We start from the raw sequence: 21,235 nt of genomic DNA on the forward strand, positions 1-21,235 counted from the left end.
GTTCACCGTCAGCGGCAGTACAATCGTGTGCCAGATCAAAACGAATCGGCAATTTCGGTTCGACCCCTGCTTTTGTTAGCCACTCTTCCTGGGAACACCCAACGGTGAGGCCGCGTGAGTTCGACTCGCAATCAAATCGCTGGTTACGCTTTCGCGAGCCCCTGGCTGTGCGGATTGGTGCTGTTATACCTGTTTCCATTCGCGGCGTCGCTGTACTGGAGCTTTTGTCGGTATGACCTGATCAATCCGCCGCAGTGGATTGGGGGCGAAAATTACGCTCGCTTGGCGGACGAAATCGCCACGGGAACCGGATTTGGCCAAGCCCTCTGGAATACCACCTATTACGCCGCAGTCGGCGTTCCGCTGTCGATCATCCTTGGGATCACGCTGGCGGTGCTATTATCGCTGCCGGTGCGGGGGCAAGCGATCTTTCGGACCCTCTTTTTTTTGCCGTCGGTCATTCCGGTGGTCGCCGCCAGCATTTTGTGGATGTGGTTGCTGGATCCCAAAGAGGGGATCGTCAATTTTGGGCTCTCCAACCTCGGCTTGGGGACTCCCGGGTGGCTGCAATCCGAGGGGAATTTGTTTTCGACCTTCTGGCGAACCGGAACCTTTTCACCAGGCTCGAAAGACGCGCTGGTGCTGATGAGCTTGTGGGGAGTCGGCAACTTTATGGTGATCTATCTGGCAGCCCTGGGAGACGTGCCGAAGTCACTGTACGAAGCGGCCCAACTGGATGGCGCCGGTCCGGCGCGACGGTTCATTCACGTCACGCTCCCGCTGCTAACTCCGATCATTTTTTTCAACCTGGTAATGGGACTGATTCAATCGGTGCAGGCCTTCACGCAGATCTACATCGTCAGTGAAGGACGCGGCTCGCCGGCCGGATCAACCATGATGATCAGCTTACAACTTTTTTTGAGTGCGTTCCAACATTTGGATATGGGCTACGCGTCGGCGGTCGCTTGGTTGCTGTTTGTCTTGTTGCTGGTTGCAACGTTGCTGTTGTTTCGTACGTCGCGTCGCTGGGTCTATTACGGAGGCTGACCATGAACCGCAGCACGCTGCAAATCACCGCGATCTTGTTGCTGTTGGCCGTCGTCGCCTATGCGGCGTCGCGCGGCGACAACCGGCAACCGCCCACTCCGGCGGACCGTGAAGAAATTTTGTTCTGGCATTTCTGGGGAGGCGCCGATCGCGTCACGGTGGAGGAAATCGTCCGCCGTTTTAACGCGTCGCAAGACAAGCATTACGTGCGCGCCGTTGCGATGCCGGGCAACAATCTGGATCTGAAATTCTTCTTGGCGGTGGCCGGCGGTGATCCGCCTGACTTGTTGAACATTGACGATCCAGTGATCGCCGATTGGGGCGTTCGCGGCGCGATCCAGCCGCTCGACGCGTTTGCTCCGGCTGATGAAGTTGCGAAGGCCGAACAGTGGCTCTTTCCCGCTGCGCGACGTTTGGCCAGCTATGACGGTCGACTTTTCGCATTGCCCAACGGTCTTGACGTACGCGCGCTGTACTACCACCAGACGATGCTCGAGCAATATGGCCTACAGCCGCCGCAGACATTGGCCCAACTGGATCAGATCGAAGCGACGATCGCCCCACCGGGTAAAGGCCCCTACGAGCGACATGGGTTTCTCCCCGATTCGCGCCGGCTATGGGCGTGGGGCTATGTCTTTGGGGGACAGTTTTACAACGAGCAGACCCAGCAAGTCACGGCCGATGATCCGCACGTGGTTGCGGCTTTGCAATGGATGGTTGGCTATCGACAGCGCTATGGACCGGCCGAGATCGCCGCGTTTCGCCTGGGGGATCAATCGCTGCCGGGCAAAGCATTTCCCTTATTAGCAGGCCGATACGCTGTGGTGATGGATGGACAGTGGCGCGTGCGCGACATCCAGGCCTATCAAGCAGCACAGCAAGCACGCGGAGAGCCAATTACGCAGTTTGGCGTTTGCCCGTTGCCTCCGCCTAGAGATGGACTGCCGCGTGCTGGGTGGGTGAACGGCAATAACTTTGTGGTGCCGCGCGGTGCGAAGAATACCGCGGGGGCTTGGGAGTTTATGAAGTTCTGGAGCGGGCTCGGACAAGAAGCGGAAGCGGCCAAGACCTGCGTCGCCGGCGGCTGGATTCCGGTCTCGGCCCAAGTAGTGCAGCAGCCCCAGTTTCAGGCGTTTCTGCAAGCCGAGCCGATGTTCGCCCAGTTTGTCGATCTGGCCGGCAGCGACAACCAATACCCAATTCCCGTTGTGCCGGCCGGCGCCTTTTTTAACAACCAGATCAAAAGCGTCGCCGAGCGCGCCATGCTTAGAGCCGCAGAGCCTGACTGCTCACAACTGCTGCTAACAGCGACTCGCGATATTCAACGGCAGATCGACGCTGCTCAGGAGGCCGACGAGTGAAACTGAACCTGGCCGAAAAAGTGTTGGCGTATGCGGCATTGCTGTTGGCGACGGTGCTGTTGGCGGGCCCGCTGGCGATCATGTTGTTCTCATCACTGAAGACGCCGGCCGAGATTCAATCGAATCCGCATGCGCTGTTGCCGCAAGCTTGGCGATGGGCCAACTACAGTGACGCCGTCACCGCGATGCCTTTCTTTTTGTACCTGCGTAACACGCTGTTGATCTGCTTGGGCTCGGTGATCGGGACCGTGATCTCGTGCTCGATGGCCGCGTATGCGTTCTCCAAGCTGAAGTGGCCGGGTCGCAATCTATTGTTTGGCGTGCTAATCGGCACGATGCTGCTGCCGTGGCACGTGACAATGATTCCGCGGTTTTTGTTGCTGCGCGAAGCGGGTCTCTACAACACGCTGGGCGCATTGATCGTACCGACTTTTTTGGGGGACGCGTTTTCGATCTTTTTGCTGCGACAGTTTTTTCGCACGATCCCCGAAGATCTCAGTGAAGCGGCGCGAATTGATGGTCTCGGAGAATGGGGGATCTTTTGGCGGATCATCTTGCCGCTCTCGAAGCCGGCAGTCGCGACGGTCGCGCTATTTCAGTTTATCGCCGCCTGGAACGATTTTAGTGGGCCGCTGCTGCTGTTAAGCGACAAGCAAAAGTTTCCACTCGCGTATGGGCTAGAACAATTTGTCAGTTCTTACAGCGATCAAACGCATCTACTGTTGGCGGCGGCGACGTTGTTTACGCTGCCAATTGTGATTCTCTTCTTTTTGACGCAGCGAACTTTTTTGCAAGGGATCGCGACGACTGGATTGAAGTAAATCAAGCTATCGAATCTCGCGTCCCTGTTTATCCATGTTGTTTTTCAGATCGTCCACAATCACGCCGCGGACGTCGCCCGGATCGTCGTACTGCCAAACTTTGACCGAGGCAAATTTGATTGACGCTGTTTTCCAAGGCGCTGGGCCTGCCCAATCGGGAAGCCAAACGCCCAGGTTCAACTGCGCTGCCATCGCCGGCACGAAGCGATGATTCTCGGCGATCTTTTTGCCATCGAGATAATGGACCGCGTAGTCGCCGGCGTAAACCGCGTAACGATCGGGACCAAGCCGCTTGAGCGGATTGCCCAGATAGTCGTCAAACGGAATTGACTTCTCCTGAATCCAATAAAAGCCATCCTGCTGTGCGACCATTTTGTCGGTCACGTTTGGCAACTCTTGCAGCTTGGTTCGCCACTCGGTGACATAGGTGTGGTATTGACCATCAATGGCCTGCGACACATCAAACAAAAGCGGCTCGTGCCGGTTTTGACAGAAGGTGTTGTACATCGCTTGGGAGAAGTCGCCTCCCTTGCCGAACTCGGGAAAGTCAAGCTCCGACCAATACTCGTTGGCGCCCAGACCGTACGCTTTCATGTGCGGGTTATACATCGGCTTGTCGGCTTGAAACTGTTCGAGCGGCTGATCGCTTGCATGCACCCAGCGATAGCCATAAGTCCACATTGCAGGGATCGCGCCGCAGGGTTCGCGAGGATTTGCCGGACCGCCGTCGTGCGGTTTGTCCGCGCCCACTTTAGCAATGATCTCGATGCGGCCCGAAGCAAAGAACGGCTTACTGACGATCACGCCGCCCACTCGATCTTTGCGTCCCCACATACCGACCACTTCGCCGTCGTACTGATCGCCGTGCGCTGTGCAAACCAAGACGTTTTTCATCTCGCCGTTGAGCAGATCCGATTCGATACCAACATTCTCTGGCACGACGCCGTGATTGCCGCCGCCCCACTTTTTCCGCAGCACGTACCACTTTTTCGGGTCAATTTTTCCGGTAGACCAATCCTCGGTAAAGACCAAGCGAGCTTGCGGCGGCGGCGCCGGCAAACTGGTTGGCAAATCAGCGGCCGCCAGCTCTCGTGTCATCCTGCAAAGCAAAAGGAGGGCAAATAACGGCAGTAGGCGACGCATGACAAGGACTCTCGCAAGAAAAGAAAGCGGCGGACGGGTTACTTTGTTATGATATTTCTTACGATGAAGGTTACTTGCAAACGATAGATATTTCTCTGCGGCCGAGCGCATTCCCTATGAAAGAAGACTTTAGCGGCTTTTGCTCTGCCGGCCCGGAGAACGCGCGGCGCGCGATCGAAGAAGCCCATCAGGCGGTTGTCGAAGACCTGCAGATCTGTCTAGAAGCAGCGATCAACGACGCTGAGCGCGAAGAAATCGAAGCGGCGATCGCCGATGCTGTCGCCGAAAAAGTGCGAGTTCTAAAGCAAATCCTCAACCCGAAAAATCTGTTCTAGTACGGCTCTGGAATAAATCGTCGTTCGCCCCGCAGGTTATTCACATACGCAGCCTTCTCGTCACGCTGCGGCAGCTTGACCTTCTTGTGCGGCACGTCCTGATAATCGCCCACACTTAGCAGATGCGAAATGCAGTTGAGATGCGCACGGCGCTTGTCATCTGAGGGGACGACGTACCACGGAGCTTCCGGAATATCGGTCGCCGCCATCATTGCGTCGCGTGCCTTGGAGTAGTCGAACCAATGCTTGCGAGCCTCGATATCCATCGGGCTGAACTTCCAACGCTTGTCGGGCTGATCGAGTCGCTTTTGAAAGCGGCGTCCTTGTTCTTCGTAGCTGACCGAAAACCAGTACTTGAGCAAATGAATGCCGCTGCGAATCAGCATTCGTTCAAACTCTGGCGCGCTGCGGAGAAACTCTTGATATTGCTCGTCGGTGCAAAATCCCATCACGCGCTCAACGCCGGCGCGGTTGTACCAACTACGATCCATCAACACAATCTCGCCGGCCGAAGGCAGGTGTGCGACATAACGTTGAAAGTACCACTGCGTCTGTTCGATGTCAGACGGCTTACTGAGCGCAACAATCCGACAACCGCGGGGATTGAGCCGTTCTGAGATCCGCTTGATCGTGCTCCCCTTGCCGGCGCCGTCGCGACCTTCAAACAACACGACCAGGCGCGTTCCTTGATGCTTCACCCACTCTTGCGCTTTGACCAACTCGACCTGCAACCTCTCTAGTTCTTTCTCGTAGTCCTTCTTCTTCAATCGATCATGGGGATCGCGTTCAGCGTCAAATTCATCGGTCACATGCTTGTCATGATCTGCTTTTGACTTGGAGTTTTTATTCATCGCAGGGGCTTATCTACAGTAGAGGAGCAGGGGACACGGTGCGGCTGGCCGAGATCTGTTTCAGAAATAGTAGCATACTCGCATGCCGACTGCGGTGCGAATCGTGCCTGCAATTCGCTCCCTTTATGAACCGTCCCCCTGTTTTAAGACTTCCATTGATCTACTTTTTCCGCCAGCGCGATCCCACTCAAGTAAGCGCCTTCTACTTTCGCTTGTTGACACCAATCGCCGCCGATCGCGAGCCGCAGAGAATCTTCCACGATACAGCCAACGCTTAGCGGTTGGGGTGGAATCGAATACCGCCAACGATGCGACGTCATATAAACAATGCCAGGAAGCGATAACCCCGTTGCGGACGCGAGCGCAGCTAACATTTGCGGCGCGATTTCTTCTGGCGATTGCTCTAGCTGACGCATGCTCCAGGATTGCGTCGCATGCAGTACCCAACAGTCACGCGAGTTGTCGCGGCCTGGCTTGCTGCTATCCCGCGCAATCCACGACAACGGCGAGTCATGCACAAACGCACCATCCAGCGGCAGCGGCATGCGTTGGCTGAATTGAACGAGCGTCGCCCAACAGGGGTTGAGCGTGACTTGCTCAACCTGCGCGATGGATGCTGGAGCGACTTCACGCAGTAAATCGGCGGCTTGCACCGGGGGTGTTGTACAAACGAGGGTGTCAAACGGCCCGCAGGTCTCACCGTTTTCATCGGTCAACAACCACCCGGCAACCGATCGCGAGACGGTTTGCACGCGTTGCGAGAGCCGGATGCTTAAGCCATCCGCCAACCACTTTGCTGGCGCGTTCATCGCCGGCGCGCCAACATAACGAACCGGAGCGTTTTCTGGGATCGAGGTTACGCCTCCTTGCAGCACGCCAATTGGACCAGTCCAGGGCGCGACGACGCCGGCTGCGATCCACGCGTCCACTTGTTGCTGGAAACGAGGATCGCGCGCGGTGAAGTACTGGGCGCCATGATCGAATCGCAAATCACCGGCGCGACGCGTCGACATCCGGCCCGCGGGACCGCGGGCCTTGTCGAACAGCTGGACATCATGTTGGGAAGAGAGCTCTCGAGCACAAACCAGCCCCGACAGCCCAGCGCCGATGATTGCAACTTTCAAGCTCTAATCCCTTGTTGGCGAGCGCCTATTTCTTCGACTTAAAACGGTACAACGTGCCGTATTCGCCAAAGATGGCGCTGACAATGACGTCACCAGATTCATCTTCACCAAAAGTAACGACCGGCGGGTTCGATGGATTGGCGATGCGATAATTGGCGCGAACTTTCTTCGCTTCCAGGTCGTAGTCGAGCGCCCAAACCTTGCCGGTCACGTAGTCGGCATAGAGATATTTTCCGACCAATTCTGGAACAGCGGTCCCGCGATAGACCAGGCCGCCGGTGATCGACTTGCCGATATCGTGATTGTATTCCCAAATCGGTTCGATCATTTTCTCGTTGGCTGCGACGCCGCTTCCTTTAAATTCATGGAAGCCTTCCCGTTTGTTCCAGCCGTAGTTTCCACCTTTGACAATCAAGTCAATCTCTTCCCAAACGTCCTGCCCTACATCGCCGCACCACATGACGCCGGTCTTGGGATCAAAGCTAAAGCGCCAAACGTTACGCAGTCCATAAGCATAAATCTCTGGCTGGGCGTCCTTCACGCCGACAAACGGATTGTCGGCCGGAATCGCATAGTTCTTGCCGTCGGCTTGATGATCGACGTCAATCCGCAGGATCGAGCCGAGCAGGGTCGAAAGGTTTTGTCCATTGCCCATCGGATCGCCGCCGCTGCCGCCGTCTCCCAGACCAATGTACAAGTAACCGTCGGGGCCGAAACCAATCGTGCCGCCGTTGTGATTCCAAAACGGCTGCTTGATCGTCATCAGCACTTTTTCAGAAGCGGGATCCGCCTTATTCGGATCGTCCTTTGAAACGGTGAATTCCGAAATCACCGACAGCTGCTTTTCTTTCTCGGTCGTGTAGTAAGCGTAAAACTTGCCGTTTGTTTTGTAGTCGGGATGAAACGCGAAGCCGAGAAAACCTTCTTCATTTTGACGCGGGTTGAAGTGGACATTTTTCTCGATGTCCAAAAAGACTTCGGTCGTATCTCCTTCGACTTCGTCCTTGGGCAGGATGCGAATCACCCCTTGCTGCTCGGCGATGAACAGGCGTCCGCTGCCGTCGTTGGCATGCGTGATAATCAACGGGCGTCGGATCCGCAGGTTCTTGAACGTGCGAACCATCTCGACGGTGTCGAGCGGCGTTTCAGAGAATTCAACCGGCGCCGCTGGTTCGGCTTTCAGCGCGGCGACCGACAAGGCCAGTAAGACAAACAGGGATAGGGTTCGGCGAAGCAGCATGGATGCGACTCGTGTGGTTGGAAAAGTGGAGATTTTGGCACCCAACCATTCTAGCCTCCGCGGACGCCGCTTTCCACGTGCTTAAATCGACCAAAATCAGGTCGATCCGCCCTATTCGGGGGCCAAAATCTCCGCCGGCTCGGTCGCCAAACGCGCCGCCAGGCGAACCGCTTCGTTCAAGCTCGACACGCCGGCTTTTCCTTGCCAAGCAATATCAAACGCCGTGCCGTGATCGACCGAAGTGCGGATAATCGGCAGCCCCAAAGTAATATTGACCGCCACATCAAACGCCAGCGCCTTCAGCGGAATGTGCCCTTGGTCGTGATACATGCAGATCACGCAATCGGTCGTGGCGCGGCGCTCGCGTAAGAAAACCGTGTCCGGCGGAAAGGGCCCAGCGATATCCATTCCCAGCGCTTGTGCCGCCTCGACAGCCGGCGCGATGATTCGTTCTTCTTCCGAATCGCCAAACAGGCCATGTTCACCGGCATGCGGATTGAGCCCGCAGACCAGCATCCTGGGTGCTCGGCCGCGAATCCGCCGCATCGCTTCGTGACTTAGCTCGATCACTTCGATAATGCGCTCGCGGGTCAGCAGTGCGGGGACTTCGGCATAGCCGACATGCGTGGTGACAAAGCCGCAAGTGATCTCTTCGGACGTCAGCATCATGCAGATGCGGGCCGAGTCGGTCTCATCCGCGAAGATCTCAGTATGGCCAGGATAGTTAACGCCGGCGGCGCGCAGCGCCTCTTTGTTGATCGGACCGGTGCTGATCGCATCGACTTGGCCTGCTTCGGCCGCGCGGATCGCCGCTAAAATATAGACGTAACAGGCTTGGCCACATGCGGCCGAAATCTGTCCCGGCACAACGGCAGCGGCGTCGATCGCTTGCAGATCATAGATCGCCGGCTGTGTGAGCGATCGCAATGCATCCGCGCTTTGCCGAGCATCGACAATCGTTTCACACATCGGCAAGTCGAGCTGATTGGCCACGCGGCGCAGTAAGAGCGCGTCGCCAAAGACGATCGGCGTGCAGTAGGCGGCGACTTCGGGATTGGCCAACAGACGAAGAGTGATCTCGGGGCCAACCCCGGCCGGATCCCCCATCGTGACAGCGATTCTTGGTTTCATGGGTCCAACAAGCAAAATGCAACAAGCGGCAACGTACTGCTATTAGAATCAGATCGCCGCTCGACCGCTAGGAAGGTGAACCCGCCGCCGAGCTGGCTTGTCCTTCTCTCAGGAACTCCCCATCCGCAACGTCTGGCTTAACGAGTCGTCCCATGCAAATCCCCATTTATCAAATTGACGCCTTTACGGCCAAGCCGCTCGCCGGTAATCCAGCCGCCGTTTGTTGGCTGCAGCAATCCTGCGAAGATAGCTGGCTACAAGCAATTGCGGCCGAAATGAATCTCTCCGAAACGGCTTTTCTCTGGCAAGAGGAAAGCCGTTTTCGCTTGCGCTGGTTCACCCCAACGGTCGAAGTCGATCTGTGCGGGCACGCGACGCTGGCGGCGGCTCACTTTTTATGGGAAACCGGCCGAGCCTCGTCGGACGCGATGATCGAGTTCAACACGCGCAGCGGCGTTCTGACCGCGGTTAAAGTGGATGATCGGATCGAGCTTGATTTTCCGATCGACGAAATCGAAGTTTGCGATCCGCCGACCGGCTTGCTCGCCGCGCTAGGATGTACGCCGATCGCAACCGGCCGCAATCGGCGTGACGTACTGGTCGAAGTCGCCACGGAAGCCGAGCTGCGCAGCGTCGCGCCCGACTTTCGCCGCTTGGCCGAGCTGCGCGCCCGCGGCGTGATCGTTACCTGCCGTGGTGATGGAGAGCAGTACGAATTTCTCTCGCGCTTCTTTGCGCCGGCTTGCGGGATCGACGAAGACCCGGTGACCGGATCGGCCCACTGCGCACTGGTCACCTACTGGGCGCCGAAGTGGAAAAAAGAAACGCTGCGCGCGTTTCAATGCTCGCAGCGCGGAGGTGAGTTAGAAGTGACGCTCGACGGCGACCGGGCCAAGCTGCGCGGCGCCGCGGTCACAGTGTTGCGTGGTGAGTTGAATGCTTAGGCAACCGTGTTACTTGGACGACAATTCGAAATCAAATTGATTCGATGCTTTGACAATCGTAATCATCAGCGAAGAATGCTTGAACGTGGAATATTTCGCCGGCAAATTTTCGCCGCGGATCGTAACCTTGAACTCGCCCATTGGCGAACCAATACGCTTGTCAGGCGTCGACATCACGTACTTCCCGTCCTCGTTGGTCACGCCGCTGGCTCTGGAACCTCCCTGCTTCCCGTGGAACGTCACCACCGCGCCAACGAGTGGCTTGCCATTGACCATAACCGTTCCGCTTACAGGACTCAGCTTCTGCTTTTTGGCGGCCGCTGACTTTTCAGTCTTCGCATCTTTCGCATTTACTCCCGGAAACGATTCGGCCAATCGTTTTTTTACCGCATCGTTTTCCGGCACGTCCGCAACGTTGGTCCATTCCATGGGATCTTCCTGATGATCGTACAGTTCTTCGCTTCCATCCGCATAGCGAATGTATCGCCAGCGCTCGTCACGAGCGGCGTGATTATCTTTGCCATGCGTGGTGATCGCCGGTCGGTCCCATGCAGCGGCAGGATCTTTCAGCAGCGGCGCCAAACTCTTTCCTTCCAATGCTTGCGGCGGGGTTAGCCCGCACAGTTCGGCCAAAGTCGGATAGAGATCCAGCAGCGTCACCGTGCGTTCGCAATGTTGCTGGGGCTTGGTCATGCCGGGGGCGATAATCAAAAGTGGCACGCGAGCCGCTTCTTCCCACAGCGAAAACTTGCGCCAGTGTTGCTTCTCGCCCAGGTGCCAACCATGATCGCCCCACAGGACGACGATCGTGTTGTCGGCGTAGGGACTTGCTTCCAAGGCCGCAATCAAGCGTCCTACTTGGGCATCGGTAAACTCGATGCTGGCCAGATAGCCTTGCACCGCTTTGGCGTAGTTGTCGGTCGACGTGACCTTCTTGTGATCGCCGTTGGGCTTTGCGACCTTTACGCCTGCCTCCGGCACATCGGCTAGGTCGTCTTCTTTGATCTGCGGCAGCTGAATTTGATCGAGCGGGAAGTGGTCGAAGTATTCTTGCGGCACGAACCAGGGCAGGTGAGGGCGGTAGAGGCCGCACGCCAAAAAGAGCGGCTTGTCATGCTTCTTTCCCAACTGATCGATCGCCCAGTCGACCATTTGATAGTCGCTCATCTCGGCGTCTTGCGCGTCGATGGGTCCCCAGTCAAAGTGCCCTGTTTTGGGGATCCCATTAGCAGGCAGCTGTTTTGGTTTCGGATCGCCAGTTTGCTTGAGGTATTCGTCAAAACCTTTCGTTTCTACATAACCACCATGGAAAAGCTTGCCGCAGCCGGCGACATAATAGCCGTTCTCATGATAGAACTGCGGCAACGTCACCGCGTCAGGCATCGCCGTGCGCCAGGGTTGATTGTTGTGATAGACGCCAGAAGTCGATGGGGCGATGCCGGTCAACAGCGAGGCTCGCGAGGGATTGCAAGCCGGCGCCGAACAATAGGCCCGCTCGAACAATACTCCCTTCGCCGCCAGGCGATCGATGTTAGGCGACTTGGTTTGCGGATGTCCGCCCAGGCAGCCGACCCAGTCATTCAAATCGTCGACGGCGATAAACAGCACGTTCGGCCGCTCCGCCGCAGCGGCCCCACAGGCCAGCATCGGTAGTAGAGCGACTGTACAGGCGAGAATTCGAAACATCGGTCAAGCTCCGGGGGCACGGATATCACAACTTGACGCAAGGATGCGCCAGGAGCTTGCATTATTGCCGAAAATGTACGCCGAATCAGCAGTTCCGCAAAAATCTTTGCAATCGCTTAATAATCCCGCAGCATTTCGGTCGCGGCGTTGCGGCCGGCGGCGCCCATCACTCCTCCGCCGGGATGGCTGGCGGCGCCGCACAAATAGAGCCCGGCGACCGGCGTGCGATGATCGGCCCAGCCCGGCACGGGACGCGTGACAAACAACTGATTGAAGTTCATCGCGCCTTGCATGATGTTGCCGCCGGTGATGCCAAACGTCCGCTCAAGATCCAACGGCGACAGGACCTGCCGATGCAAGATCGAGCTAGGAACATTCGGCGCGTACTGGGCCAGGACATCGATACAGCGATCGGCGAACTTCTCTTTTATGTCGTCCCACGAACCTTCACGCAGCTTGTAAGGCGCGTACTGCACGAACATCGACAAAATATGCTTCCCGTCTGGAGCGATCGAATCGTCGACCGACGTCGGCATCGTCATTTCCAAAATTGGATTGGTGCTCGGTCGCCCATACTTGGCGTCATCGTAGGCCAGCTCTAGATAGTCGATATCGGGCGAAATATGCATCGTCCCATGGTGATGCTCGGCCACTCCGGTCGAAGGAACCGCCGTAAAGTTTGGCGGCTCTGACAACGCCAGATTGATCTTGGCCGACGCCGACGCGTAGTCGATATTTTTGATCGCCGCCAAAAACTCAGGCGGTAATTGATCGGGATCCAGGAACTTCTCAAACGTCCAGTGCGCGTCGATGCTCGAGCCAACCATCTCGGCTTCAATCATCTCGCCGTCGGTCATTTGCACGCCGCGGACTTTTCCTTTGTCGACCAGAATGCGCGAGACCGACGTTTCGCGGCGAATATCGACGCGATATTGTTGGCAGGCTTTTTCGAGCGCCGTCGCCAGACCGCCCATGCCGCCGCGCACATAACCCCAGACTCCCCGTTTGCCGCCGGCTTCGCCCATCACGTGGTGCATCAGCACATAAGCGGTGCCCGGCGCCGAGATCGATGCGAAAGCGCCGATGATCGCGTCGGTTGCAAGCGTCGCACGCAGCGGTTCGCTCTCAAACCAACGCTCGACAATCGGGCGTGCGGCGCCGGTTAACAACTCGAGCGCGGCCGGCAGATCGGTCCCCAGTTTGCCCAGCTCGCTATACATATCCCACAACCGGCTCGCGTCGCGCAGTCGTTTGGTGACGCCGATTTTGCGCCATGTTTTGGGCATCGGCAGCGGATCAGGGGCAGTACGTGACAACAGGGGCTCGATGACTTTCGCCACGCGTTCTAGCAGCGCGTTGTATTGGGGATACCGCTCGGCGTCGCGCTGACTGAACTTGCTGATTTCCTTTTGCGTCGCCAGCTCGTCATGCCGCAACAGCAGCGACTGACCGTCAGGCGTGGGGGTAAATGACGACGGGTCACGCGGCAAAATCGCCAAACCGTGCGACTTCAATTGCAGGTCGCGGATGATCTCTGGCAGAAACAGGCTAATGACGTAGGCGGCAGTCGACACCTTAAAGCCGGGCCAAAGCTCTTCGGTGGTGCTGCATCCCCCCAGAACGTGACGACGCTCCAGCACGCAGACTTTTTTGCCCGCTTTGGCCAGGTAGGCGGCAGTGACCAGACCATTGTGTCCGCCGCCGATAATCACGCAGTCGTAATATTTGCCGCCAGCCATCGCCGCTCCGCCGAGAGAAGAGAAATCGTGCAGTTTTTGATACCGGCTAGCATCGCCCGGATGAAGCCTGCAAGTCGAGCGCAGTTTTGCTGGTCGTCAGAATCGTCACGACCAGCAGGTGCGGCTTTCTTCACTCGCGCGGCTCGGCTTGATACGATAGAACAACCCGCTTGGTTCCCGTTTGACCCGCTTACAGGAGAATTCGCTTTGTCCGCCAGCCCCTACGACGAGATTCGGAGCGCCCTCGACCAACAAGGCGCCGAGGCGGCGCTACAGCGACTCTCTGACCAATTGCGACGTGAGAAAAAGCATTACGAGCTGTTCGAGTCGCTCAAGATGCTGGCTCGCTTGCGGCTCGGTCTGCCGCTGCTGTATGCCGACGCCGGCGAAGAACTCTCGGAAGAGCAGCGCGACGCCCTGGAAGATGCGTTGATCGAGATCTGCCGCGAGGTCGGCACGCTATTGCTGGACGAAGGACGAATTCGCGAGGGTTGGTACTATCTACGCCCGGTCGGCGACAAAGAGCCGGTGCTGCGCGCCATCCGCGACGCCGACTTTGACGAAGAAGACACGCTCGACGATGTGATCGAAGTGGCGCTGCACGAAGGGATCGATCCCGAGCTCGGCTTTGGCTTGCTGCTGGAACATCATGGCGCTTGCAACGCGATCACCACCTACGAGCAACAGTTCGCCGGGCTCCCGCCGGCACGCCAACAGCCGCTTGCTGCGCAGCTGCTGAAATACCTGCACGGTGAGTTGACGGCGACCCTCAAGGCCGACATCGCGCACCAGGAAGGGACCGAACCAACCGAACCGACGCTGGCCGAAATCATCGCGCCGCGCGATTATCTGTTTAGCAGCGGCGGCTATCATGTCGACGCGAGTCATCTAGCGGCGGTCGTGCGATTTGCCCGCGTGCTGGACGATCCGGCTTTGATTCGCATGGCGCTCGATCTGACGGCCTACGGCGAACAGTTGGATCCGCAGTTGCAATACGAGCAACCTGTTCCATTCACCAATACGTACCCGCACAACGCACTCTTCTTTCAAGCGTTGCTGGGCGAAAACTATGACGCCGCAATCACGCACTTTCGCGAAAAAGCGGAAGCTAGCGACATCCGCCGTGAAGGCTCGCTGGCGATCGAGACCTACATCTCGCTGCTGGCCCGCACCGGCAAAGCAAGCGCCGCGCTCGATGCGGCGCTGCAGATGATCCCAGAAGGAGTCCACACCATGGGAATCGCCCCCTCCCTGGTTGAGCTTTCGAACGCTTCCGGCGATTACGAAAAGCTAGCTACGTTCTGCGAAACCCGCAACGACATGCTGGGCTTTATCACTAGCCTTTTGCAGGCGAAATCCAAGTAGGGCGCAGCAGGAATGACGAAGGTCGTAACCAGAATTTCGAATGATGATTCGCAATCCCGTGGATCATCATTCGGGCTTCATTCGTCATTCTGATTTCGGCATTCGTCATTTATTCTTATTTGCGATCGATCGGCAGCGCGCCGTTCCAGTCTTCGCCCGGTGATTCGCCGGTTTGTGCGATGTAGCTTTCGATCAACTGCCGCAGCGGGTGACCTGCGCCGGTGCGCCGGAACGCTTCGAGCGCTACGAGCCATTCGCCGCGTTCAAACGCTTCTAGCGCCGGTTCTAGTTCGGCGAATTTGGCAGGTGCGTCGACCGAGGAGAGCGCGTAAACCGCGGTCGCTTGGTCCATTCCGGCTGGCTGGACTTTCAACAACCGCTCAAATCGAAGATCCGCGCAGCCTGCCGCTTCCGCGGTCGCCTCATCGACCAGCACTGCCGAGGCAAATTGTTTGGTGAGACTTTCCAGTCGCGCGGCCAGATTCACCGGCGGCCCCAAGGTCGTGACCTTTACTTGATCCTGACTCCCGATTTTACCGGCGACCGCGCTGCCGGATGCGAGCCCGACGCCGACGCGATAGCGACCATCACGATCGGCCGCCTCCAAGATTTGCAGCGCTGCGCGACACGCGGCCGCTGCATCATCCTCTTTGGCGACTGGCCAGCCCCAAAACCCCATCACGGCGTCTCCATGAAAGTCGCCGATCACGCCGCCGTGGTCGAGAATCGCCGCGGTCATCACGCCGATCGCGTCGCTTACTTCGGCCAACAGTTGCAACAGGCGATCTCGCTGCAGCTCGGCTCGACGACTGAAGCCTCGCAGGTCGCAAAACAAGACCGTCACGTCGGCAATTCGCGGCTGCAACAAGCTTTCCCAATCATCCTGCTCTAACAGTTGCTGCAGACCAGGAGAAAAGAATTGGGCAAACGAAGCTTGCCGTTTTTGCAGTTCGCGCGCGTTCAGCAAGTTCCCGTAGGTCGCGGCCGCCAGCAGGGTGAACTTCAGATCGTCCTGCAAGGTTGCAACTTCGGTCGCTTGACCGATCAGACGCGGGCTAACCCCCGAGACATACAACATGGCGGGCAGCGAACCGATCGGTGCGCCTAGCGCCCATTCGGCATGAGGATCAACGGTGATTCCGCTTGATTGCTCGTCCCCCTTTTCCCAAACGTGGATCGTGCACTCTCGACTTTTCAACGTTTGTAAAATCAGCTTGGCGCTGGGGGTCATCGGCATCGCGTCATCACGTAAGTGAATCGCCTTGGCGATGATGGGATCGCCCCGTTTTTCAAAGATCGCGGCTCCTTTGGCATGCGGAATTCCTTTCAACAGGACTTCCAGCGTGCGCGCCGCAAGTTGCTCGTCGGTGGCGGCGGCTGAAACTTCGCTGGCTAATTTTGAGATCGCATCGATTCGCTCTCCAGCGACGCGAAACGGGGCCGCTTGCAAACGAGATGGCGCCAGGGTGACTTCGGCTTGCGGACTGGGAGACTCAAGCGTGGGGTCGATCTCGTGCGACACCACATGGAATTCCGTTCGCCCGATCACAAAATATTGCCGCGGCGCAATATGCACCGAGTCTGTCGTACGCCCTTGAAAAAAGAGGGGATTCGCGGCCGCCGCCAATCGACGAACATGCAGGACGCGGCCATCCCAAGTCGCTTCCGCATGTTGCGCCGAGATTTTACTATCCCACGAGGCCGCGAGCGGGTCCGTTTTGCGGCCAATCAAAAAGGTTCGCCCCACTTCCAAAGGACGACGCACACGTCGATTTGATTGCGTATCACGGACCAATAAGTCAAACATGAGTTCCCAGACGCCGAAAAGGTGCAATAGGCGGACGGCAACTTCAAAGATACCAAATGCCAAGACAATCCGCCGCGCGAGAATCAACCGCCAGGCTCCGATCTCACGAAAGGCCAGATCCTTCGACAGAGGATCGCGTCGACGGAATAGAGCCCCGGACCGGTGCACAGCAGCGTTGCAAAGGCGCCCCAGTAAATAATCGCTCGCTCGCACAGGTCCCAAGAATCTGCGGAATGCACCAAGAATAAAGCGACCAACATGGTGACCGCGAGTTGCAGCGAGGCAAGTCGCGTGAAGCACCCAATCATCAGCAGCAATGGGAGGAGAATCTCGATGAAGATCGTCAAATTTAACGTATTATTCCCCCCGATTCCGATCGGATCGCAGAAATTGTTGGTCAATTTTTCATAGCTTTGGTACTTCCCTAAGCCATGCAATAGCAGCATCGATAGTCCGAAGGTCAGGCGCAGGATCAACAGCCCGATAGATGGATAAAAATGGTGCATTACTATCTTTCCGGCCAGCCAGACGACGATCTTCTTCGTTCTGCTGAAAACCGTCCAGCGAAGCTATCGATAACCGATCTTGCGCGATATTTCCGCCGCTCCTGTGACTTTGGCCGCCGGCAGCCATCGATCCCTGCTGACCAACAGGTTGTCGCTTTGATCGCGGTTATTCAACCTCTGCCGAATGGGGGAACTTGCTTACTTCCGCTGGATTGGCCCCCCTTCGAAAGACGACGCTACGACTACCCGATACCCGACCTTCGGAAATTGGCCTCTTCAGAAACGGGGAAACTTGGAGCAAGATTTTGACGCGTTGCTCTATTTCGCCAATAATCGGTGCAGCTCGCACTTCCCTCCTATCACTCACCCATCTATCTGCACGGAAGTAATGCCGCTGCTACGTAAATATCTTCTGTTAGGGATCGTCCCTGCGCTCGCCGCGGTGGGGCTGGCGATGCTGCTGAACTATGGGACGACCCGCGGCCTGATCATGGAAGAGATCGAGCAGGTTCAGCAAACGGAGCTGAGTCTCCAGATCGAGCGGGTGGAGAGTTTCTTTCAAGGCTACGTCGCTCGATTGGAAGCAATTGCCGCAGCCACCGAACTACGCACCGGGAATCGGCAAGAGATTCTCTCTTACTTGCTGACGCAGCGCCAATCGATGGGCGACAAGATTGAAGGGATGTATTACGACGAACTGAACGGCGACGTCTATGGTGTCGACGGCTCCCAGTTTAATGTCCGTGATCGCGACTATTTCTCACGTTTGCTCGCAGGCGAAACGGTGATCTCGCGCTTGCTGCAAAGCCGCGGATCTGGCGAGAACATTGTCTTGATCCTCCTCCCCACCTTTGATCCGACAGGCCAGCAAATTGGGGCTGTCGGTTTGACGATCTTAGAAAAGCAGCTGGTGCAGTATATCGAAGCCGCAAATGTCTCCCACCAAGCGAGCTTGCTGCTGATTGATCAAGAGGGGAACTTGATCGCCGGCGAGAGAAAGCCCCAGTCGCTGCCGATCAAGCATCGCAGTTTGATTACGGACGAAAAGGGCAATCACCAAACCGTGGTCTTGGGAGAAGTGCCCAACACCGACTGGTCCCTGGCGCTCATTTATCCCGATGACACCACTTTTTTGCCGATCATTCGCCGACTTCTTTGGGCGCAATTAGGTGGCGCGCTGATCGGTCTAACGGTCGCAATCGTGCTGGGAGTGCTGTTTACCAAGTCTGCGTTGGCGCCGCTCCGGAAAATTGCCAGCGCCCATTCGCGCTACGCTCAGGGAGACAAAACCATTCGTCTGCCGGAAGAGGAATTAAGTGAGTTTGCGCCGCTCGCCCAGTCGTTTAATTACTTGGCAAGTCAACTAGCGGACGCAGAGCGGAGGCAGGAGCAGCATCTGGCCGCGGTCGAAGCGAGCGAAACGCGATTTCGTGCGCTGTTTGAATCGGCCGCAGATGCGTTATTTCTCGTTGACACCAGCGCCCGCATCCTCAACATCAACGAAGAGGCTTGTCGCAGTCTTGGCTATACCCGCGAAGAACTACTGCAACTGCATTCGGATGATATCGAAGTCAAATGGCAGCGAGACCAGCTGGTGGATCTGCACTCGACGATTCAAGACAACAGTTCGACTGCGCCGTTGGTAGGACGACATCGTCGCAAAGATGGGACTGAATTTCCGGTGGAAGTGCGCATTGGTCGGTTTATCGAAAACGGTCAATCCCTCTTTATCGCAATCGTTCGAAACGTCGAGCAGCGTTTGCTGCACGAGGAAATGATCCGACGCGAAAAGGCGACTCTCGAACGCGTTATGCAGGCAAGCGTCGCCGCAATCATGATCATTGACGCTCAGGATGTCACGCGTTACGCGAATCCGCGGGCCATCGAACTGTTAGACCTCAGGCGGACAGGGGACATTTTTGAAGAGCCGAATTGGCGCCGTTTCGATCTCCACGGCAAACCACTCGATATCGAGAAAGAAACCGCCTATGCGATCGTCAAACGAACTAACGCGCCGATCTATGGGGTCCGCTACATTCTGGAACGAGAGCCCAGCGATCGCCGCGTACTGCATATCAACGGAGCTCCCTTACAAGATGAACTAGGGAATTTTGACGGCGCGGTGCTAGTCATTGACGATGCGACCGACGCCTACCACGCCGAGCGCGCCCTCAAAGCCAGCGAAGATCGTTTTCAATTAGCGGTGCGCGGGGCGCAACAAGGGATCTGGGAATGGGAAATCCTAGAAAATCGCTTCTTCTGGTCAGATCGGATGTTTGAACTGTTTCAGTTGCCCCCCGGCGGCGAGCCCCCATCTCGGGAGACCTTGCGGTCCTGGCTTCACCCTGATGATCTGCCGCATGTGAATGCAATGTTCGCCAAGTTCCTCGCCAAAGAGAGATCATTTGACTGTGAATGCCGTTTTCGGGTCGCTTCAGGCGAGTATCGCTGGTTCCGCATGTCAGGAGATGGCGAATGGAATGACCAAGGGCAGGCGGTGCGAATGGCCGGAGCGATGACCGATATCACGCAGCGTAAGCAGACAGAACAATTCGTACGCGAAAATGAAGAGCGCTATCGAGCGATCTTTGAAGCCGCGGTGAACGGCTTTTTTATCTACTCACTGGATGGCCAATTGGTGGACGTCAATCCAACAGCCTGCCGCCTGCATGGATACTCGCGTGAAGAAATGTTGGAGATGAATCCGCTTGACCTGATTCATCCTGACAGCCATCCGGTTTTCGAGGAATTCTTCCGAACCATCGCGAAAGGCGAACGCTTTGAAGCGGCGGCCATCGGGCTGCGCAAGGGAGGGGGCGTCTTCTTTGCCGATGTGATCGGAGTTCCGTACTTCGCCGGCGGACGCAACTTGGCGCTAGGAACGGCGGTCGACGTCACCGAGGCGCGGCTGGCAGTCAAAGAACGCGAAACGCTAATCGCAACTTTGGAAGCGAAAAACACGGAATTAGAAAGATTTACCTATACCGTGTCGCACGATCTTAAGTCCCCGCTCATAACGATCAAAGGATTTTTAGGGGCGCTGAGTCAAGATATTGATCGAGACGATCGGCCAGCGATCCAGGAAGATATGCAGATCATCAGTGATGCAGCCGAAAAGATGAAAGACCTATTAGACGATCTGTTGGAACTTTCGCGGATCGGGCGCGTCTGCAATCCTAGTGGATATGTGGAAGGGCGGATGATCGTCGACGCTGTTTTGACATTTTTGGCCGGCCGAATTGCCGAAAAGCAGGTCCAAATTTCAGTCTCGTGCGATGATTGCCAATTTTTTGGGGATCGGGTCCGACTACAGGAAGTCCTGCAGAATCTTGTCGAAAATGCGATAAAGTATTCGAATGAAAAGGATCCGCGCGTCACAATTCAGTTATCCTCCGATCAACAGTTTGCAACTTGTCGGGTCCAAGACAATGGTCCCGGGGTGCCAACCAAGTTTCGGGAAAAGATCTTCGGACTGTTTGAAAAACTCGATCCCCATTCCGATGGTACCGGGATTGGACTTGCAATCGCCAAACGAATCATTGAGTTTCATCAGGGAGAAATCTGGATGGAGCCCAATCCAGACAAGGGTTCCTGTTTTTGCTTCCGCATTCCTTGCGATCCCAGTTCTGTGCTGAATCCGACTGCCACGTTAGGTTAAGAAAATAATGCAAGGGCGCCCCATAAAAGTTTTGTTAGTGGAAGACAACGCGGCTCACGCGAAACTTGTCATGCGCAGCTTCCGCGAACATGCCGTCGCTAACGAAATCGTCCATGTAGATAACGGCGAATCGGCGCTGGAGTACATCTTTCAAATCGGCCAATATCAACACGTCGAGACGTCGCCTGACTTGGTGCTGCTCGATTTGCGACTGCCGAAATATGATGGCCTGCACGTCTTGAATGAGATCAAAAAAAATCCTTCCACCGCCAGCATTCCGGTGGTTGTCTTGACGACCAGTGACGCAGAAGCGGATGTGAATCAGGCGTACAGTCATCACGTGAACAGTTACCTGGTAAAGCCGATCGATTTTGTCGAGTTCTCAAAGATGCTGAGCGATCTCGGTTTCTACTGGTTAGTTTGGAACGAAGCGCCCAAACGGCGATAGACAAAGTCTCGTTGTTAAAGGTTGTTGCC

The 21,235-nt window shown here is 56.6% G+C and carries 17 protein-coding genes; 8 read left to right on the forward strand and 9 right to left on the reverse strand.

The window, feature by feature from the left end; all coding sequences use genetic code 11:
- Positions 1-114: 114 nt before the first annotated feature.
- The 3 genes from SH421x_RS25975 to SH421x_RS25985 are packed head-to-tail and all read left to right on the forward strand — an operon-like array spanning position 115 to position 3,229.
- Positions 115-1,047 carry a carbohydrate ABC transporter permease gene (locus SH421x_RS25975; RefSeq protein WP_488852932.1) on the forward strand — a complete coding sequence of 311 codons (933 nt, stop codon included), beginning with the start codon at positions 115-117 and terminating at the stop codon, positions 1,045-1,047.
- 2 nt (positions 1,048-1,049) lie between these two features.
- On the forward strand, positions 1,050-2,408 hold the full coding sequence (locus SH421x_RS25980) for an ABC transporter substrate-binding protein (protein WP_488852933.1): 1,359 nt from the start codon (positions 1,050-1,052) through the stop codon (positions 2,406-2,408).
- On the forward strand, positions 2,405-3,229 hold the full coding sequence (locus SH421x_RS25985) for a carbohydrate ABC transporter permease (RefSeq protein ID WP_488852935.1): 825 nt from the start codon (positions 2,405-2,407) through the stop codon (positions 3,227-3,229). The genes SH421x_RS25980 and SH421x_RS25985 overlap by 4 nt, the downstream gene beginning before the upstream one ends.
- A gap of 6 nt (positions 3,230-3,235) precedes the next feature.
- On the opposite strand, the gene SH421x_RS25990 is transcribed toward SH421x_RS25985, so the two are convergent.
- Positions 3,236-4,372, reverse strand: coding sequence for a glycoside hydrolase family 16 protein (locus tag SH421x_RS25990; RefSeq protein ID WP_488852936.1), 1,137 nt, complete (start codon positions 4,370-4,372; stop codon positions 3,236-3,238).
- A 116-nt stretch (positions 4,373-4,488) separates the two neighbouring features.
- Here SH421x_RS25990 and SH421x_RS25995 point away from each other — a divergent pair, with 116 nt between their 5' ends.
- Positions 4,489-4,707 carry a hypothetical protein gene (locus SH421x_RS25995; protein ID WP_488852937.1) on the forward strand — a complete coding sequence of 73 codons (219 nt, stop codon included), beginning with the start codon at positions 4,489-4,491 and terminating at the stop codon, positions 4,705-4,707.
- Here the strand turns inward: SH421x_RS25995 and ppk2 are convergent.
- The 4 genes from ppk2 to pdxA all read right to left on the reverse strand — a co-directional run bounded on the left by ppk2 (position 4,704) and on the right by pdxA (position 9,053).
- The gene (gene ppk2 / locus SH421x_RS26000) at positions 4,704-5,558 is read right to left on the reverse strand and encodes a polyphosphate kinase 2 (protein WP_488852938.1); all 855 of its coding nucleotides are present in this window, start codon (positions 5,556-5,558) and stop codon (positions 4,704-4,706) included. The two genes, SH421x_RS25995 and ppk2, sit on opposite strands and share 4 nt — an antisense overlap.
- Positions 5,559-5,701: 143 nt before the next feature.
- Entirely contained in the window at positions 5,702-6,682 is a 981-nt protein-coding gene (locus SH421x_RS26005; protein ID WP_488852939.1) for an NAD(P)/FAD-dependent oxidoreductase, read from the reverse strand.
- Between the two features lie 25 nt (positions 6,683-6,707).
- Positions 6,708-7,922, reverse strand: coding sequence for a PQQ-dependent sugar dehydrogenase (locus tag SH421x_RS26010; protein ID WP_488852940.1), 1,215 nt, complete (start codon positions 7,920-7,922; stop codon positions 6,708-6,710).
- Positions 7,923-8,033: 111 nt separating this feature from the next.
- Positions 8,034-9,053 carry a 4-hydroxythreonine-4-phosphate dehydrogenase PdxA gene (gene pdxA / locus SH421x_RS26015; RefSeq protein ID WP_488852941.1) on the reverse strand — a complete coding sequence of 340 codons (1,020 nt, stop codon included), beginning with the start codon at positions 9,051-9,053 and terminating at the stop codon, positions 8,034-8,036.
- 152 nt (positions 9,054-9,205) lie between these two features.
- On the opposite strand from pdxA, the gene SH421x_RS26020 reads away from it, so the two are divergent.
- Entirely contained in the window at positions 9,206-9,997 is a 792-nt protein-coding gene (locus SH421x_RS26020; protein WP_488852942.1) for a PhzF family phenazine biosynthesis protein, read from the forward strand.
- 9 nt (positions 9,998-10,006) lie between these two features.
- Here SH421x_RS26020 and SH421x_RS26025 read toward each other — a convergent pair whose 3' ends face one another.
- Both SH421x_RS26025 and SH421x_RS26030 read right to left on the reverse strand, forming a co-directional pair.
- Positions 10,007-11,683, reverse strand: a complete 1,677-nt coding sequence (locus SH421x_RS26025; protein WP_488852944.1) for a sulfatase-like hydrolase/transferase — start codon at positions 11,681-11,683, stop codon at positions 10,007-10,009.
- 116 nt (positions 11,684-11,799) lie between these two features.
- Positions 11,800-13,422, reverse strand: coding sequence for a phytoene desaturase family protein (locus SH421x_RS26030; protein ID WP_488852945.1), 1,623 nt, complete (start codon positions 13,420-13,422; stop codon positions 11,800-11,802).
- 207 nt (positions 13,423-13,629) lie between these two features.
- Here SH421x_RS26030 and SH421x_RS26035 point away from each other — a divergent pair, with 207 nt between their 5' ends.
- A complete protein-coding gene (locus SH421x_RS26035) occupies positions 13,630-14,787 on the forward strand; it encodes a hypothetical protein (RefSeq protein ID WP_488852946.1) in 1,158 nt (385 codons plus the stop codon).
- 115 nt (positions 14,788-14,902) lie between these two features.
- Here the strand turns inward: SH421x_RS26035 and SH421x_RS26040 are convergent, their stop codons facing one another.
- On the reverse strand, positions 14,903-16,594 hold the full coding sequence (locus SH421x_RS26040; protein ID WP_488852947.1) for an adenylate/guanylate cyclase domain-containing protein: 1,692 nt from the start codon (positions 16,592-16,594) through the stop codon (positions 14,903-14,905).
- A gap of 83 nt (positions 16,595-16,677) precedes the next feature.
- Complete coding sequence (locus SH421x_RS26045; RefSeq protein ID WP_488852948.1) at positions 16,678-17,100, reverse strand: DoxX family protein; 423 nt, start codon at positions 17,098-17,100, stop codon at positions 16,678-16,680.
- 388 nt (positions 17,101-17,488) lie between these two features.
- Here SH421x_RS26045 and SH421x_RS26050 point away from each other — a divergent pair, with 388 nt between their 5' ends.
- Both SH421x_RS26050 and SH421x_RS26055 read left to right on the forward strand, forming a co-directional pair.
- Positions 17,489-20,758, forward strand: coding sequence for a PAS domain S-box protein (locus SH421x_RS26050; RefSeq protein WP_488852949.1), 3,270 nt, complete (start codon positions 17,489-17,491; stop codon positions 20,756-20,758).
- 7 nt (positions 20,759-20,765) lie between these two features.
- On the forward strand, positions 20,766-21,206 hold the full coding sequence (locus tag SH421x_RS26055) for a response regulator (RefSeq protein ID WP_488852950.1): 441 nt from the start codon (positions 20,766-20,768) through the stop codon (positions 21,204-21,206).
- Positions 21,207-21,235 lie beyond the last annotated feature (29 nt).

It is taken from the genome of Blastopirellula sp. SH421 (genome assembly GCF_057808535.1).

Excerpts from the sequence above, each read along its gene's own strand:
- SH421x_RS26055 (WP_488852950.1), top strand. The coding sequence starts at position 20,766 with ATGCAAGGGCGCCCCATAAAAGTTTTGTTAGTGGAAGACAACGCGGCT.
- SH421x_RS26010 (WP_488852940.1), bottom strand. The coding sequence starts at position 7,922 with ATGCTGCTTCGCCGAACCCTATCCCTGTTTGTCTTACTGGCCTTGTCG.
- SH421x_RS25980 (WP_488852933.1), top strand. The coding sequence starts at position 1,050 with ATGAACCGCAGCACGCTGCAAATCACCGCGATCTTGTTGCTGTTGGCC.
- SH421x_RS26025 (WP_488852944.1), bottom strand. The coding sequence starts at position 11,683 with ATGTTTCGAATTCTCGCCTGTACAGTCGCTCTACTACCGATGCTGGCC.
- SH421x_RS26050 (WP_488852949.1), top strand. The coding sequence starts at position 17,489 with ATGCCGCTGCTACGTAAATATCTTCTGTTAGGGATCGTCCCTGCGCTC.
- SH421x_RS26040 (WP_488852947.1), bottom strand. The coding sequence starts at position 16,594 with ATGTTTGACTTATTGGTCCGTGATACGCAATCAAATCGACGTGTGCGT.
- SH421x_RS25995 (WP_488852937.1), top strand. The coding sequence starts at position 4,489 with ATGAAAGAAGACTTTAGCGGCTTTTGCTCTGCCGGCCCGGAGAACGCG.
- SH421x_RS26020 (WP_488852942.1), top strand. The coding sequence starts at position 9,206 with ATGCAAATCCCCATTTATCAAATTGACGCCTTTACGGCCAAGCCGCTC.
- SH421x_RS26045 (WP_488852948.1), bottom strand. The coding sequence starts at position 17,100 with ATGCACCATTTTTATCCATCTATCGGGCTGTTGATCCTGCGCCTGACC.
- pdxA (WP_488852941.1), bottom strand. The coding sequence starts at position 9,053 with ATGAAACCAAGAATCGCTGTCACGATGGGGGATCCGGCCGGGGTTGGC.
- SH421x_RS25990 (WP_488852936.1), bottom strand. The coding sequence starts at position 4,372 with ATGCGTCGCCTACTGCCGTTATTTGCCCTCCTTTTGCTTTGCAGGATG.
- SH421x_RS26030 (WP_488852945.1), bottom strand. The coding sequence starts at position 13,422 with ATGGCTGGCGGCAAATATTACGACTGCGTGATTATCGGCGGCGGACAC.
- ppk2 (WP_488852938.1), bottom strand. The coding sequence starts at position 5,558 with ATGAATAAAAACTCCAAGTCAAAAGCAGATCATGACAAGCATGTGACC.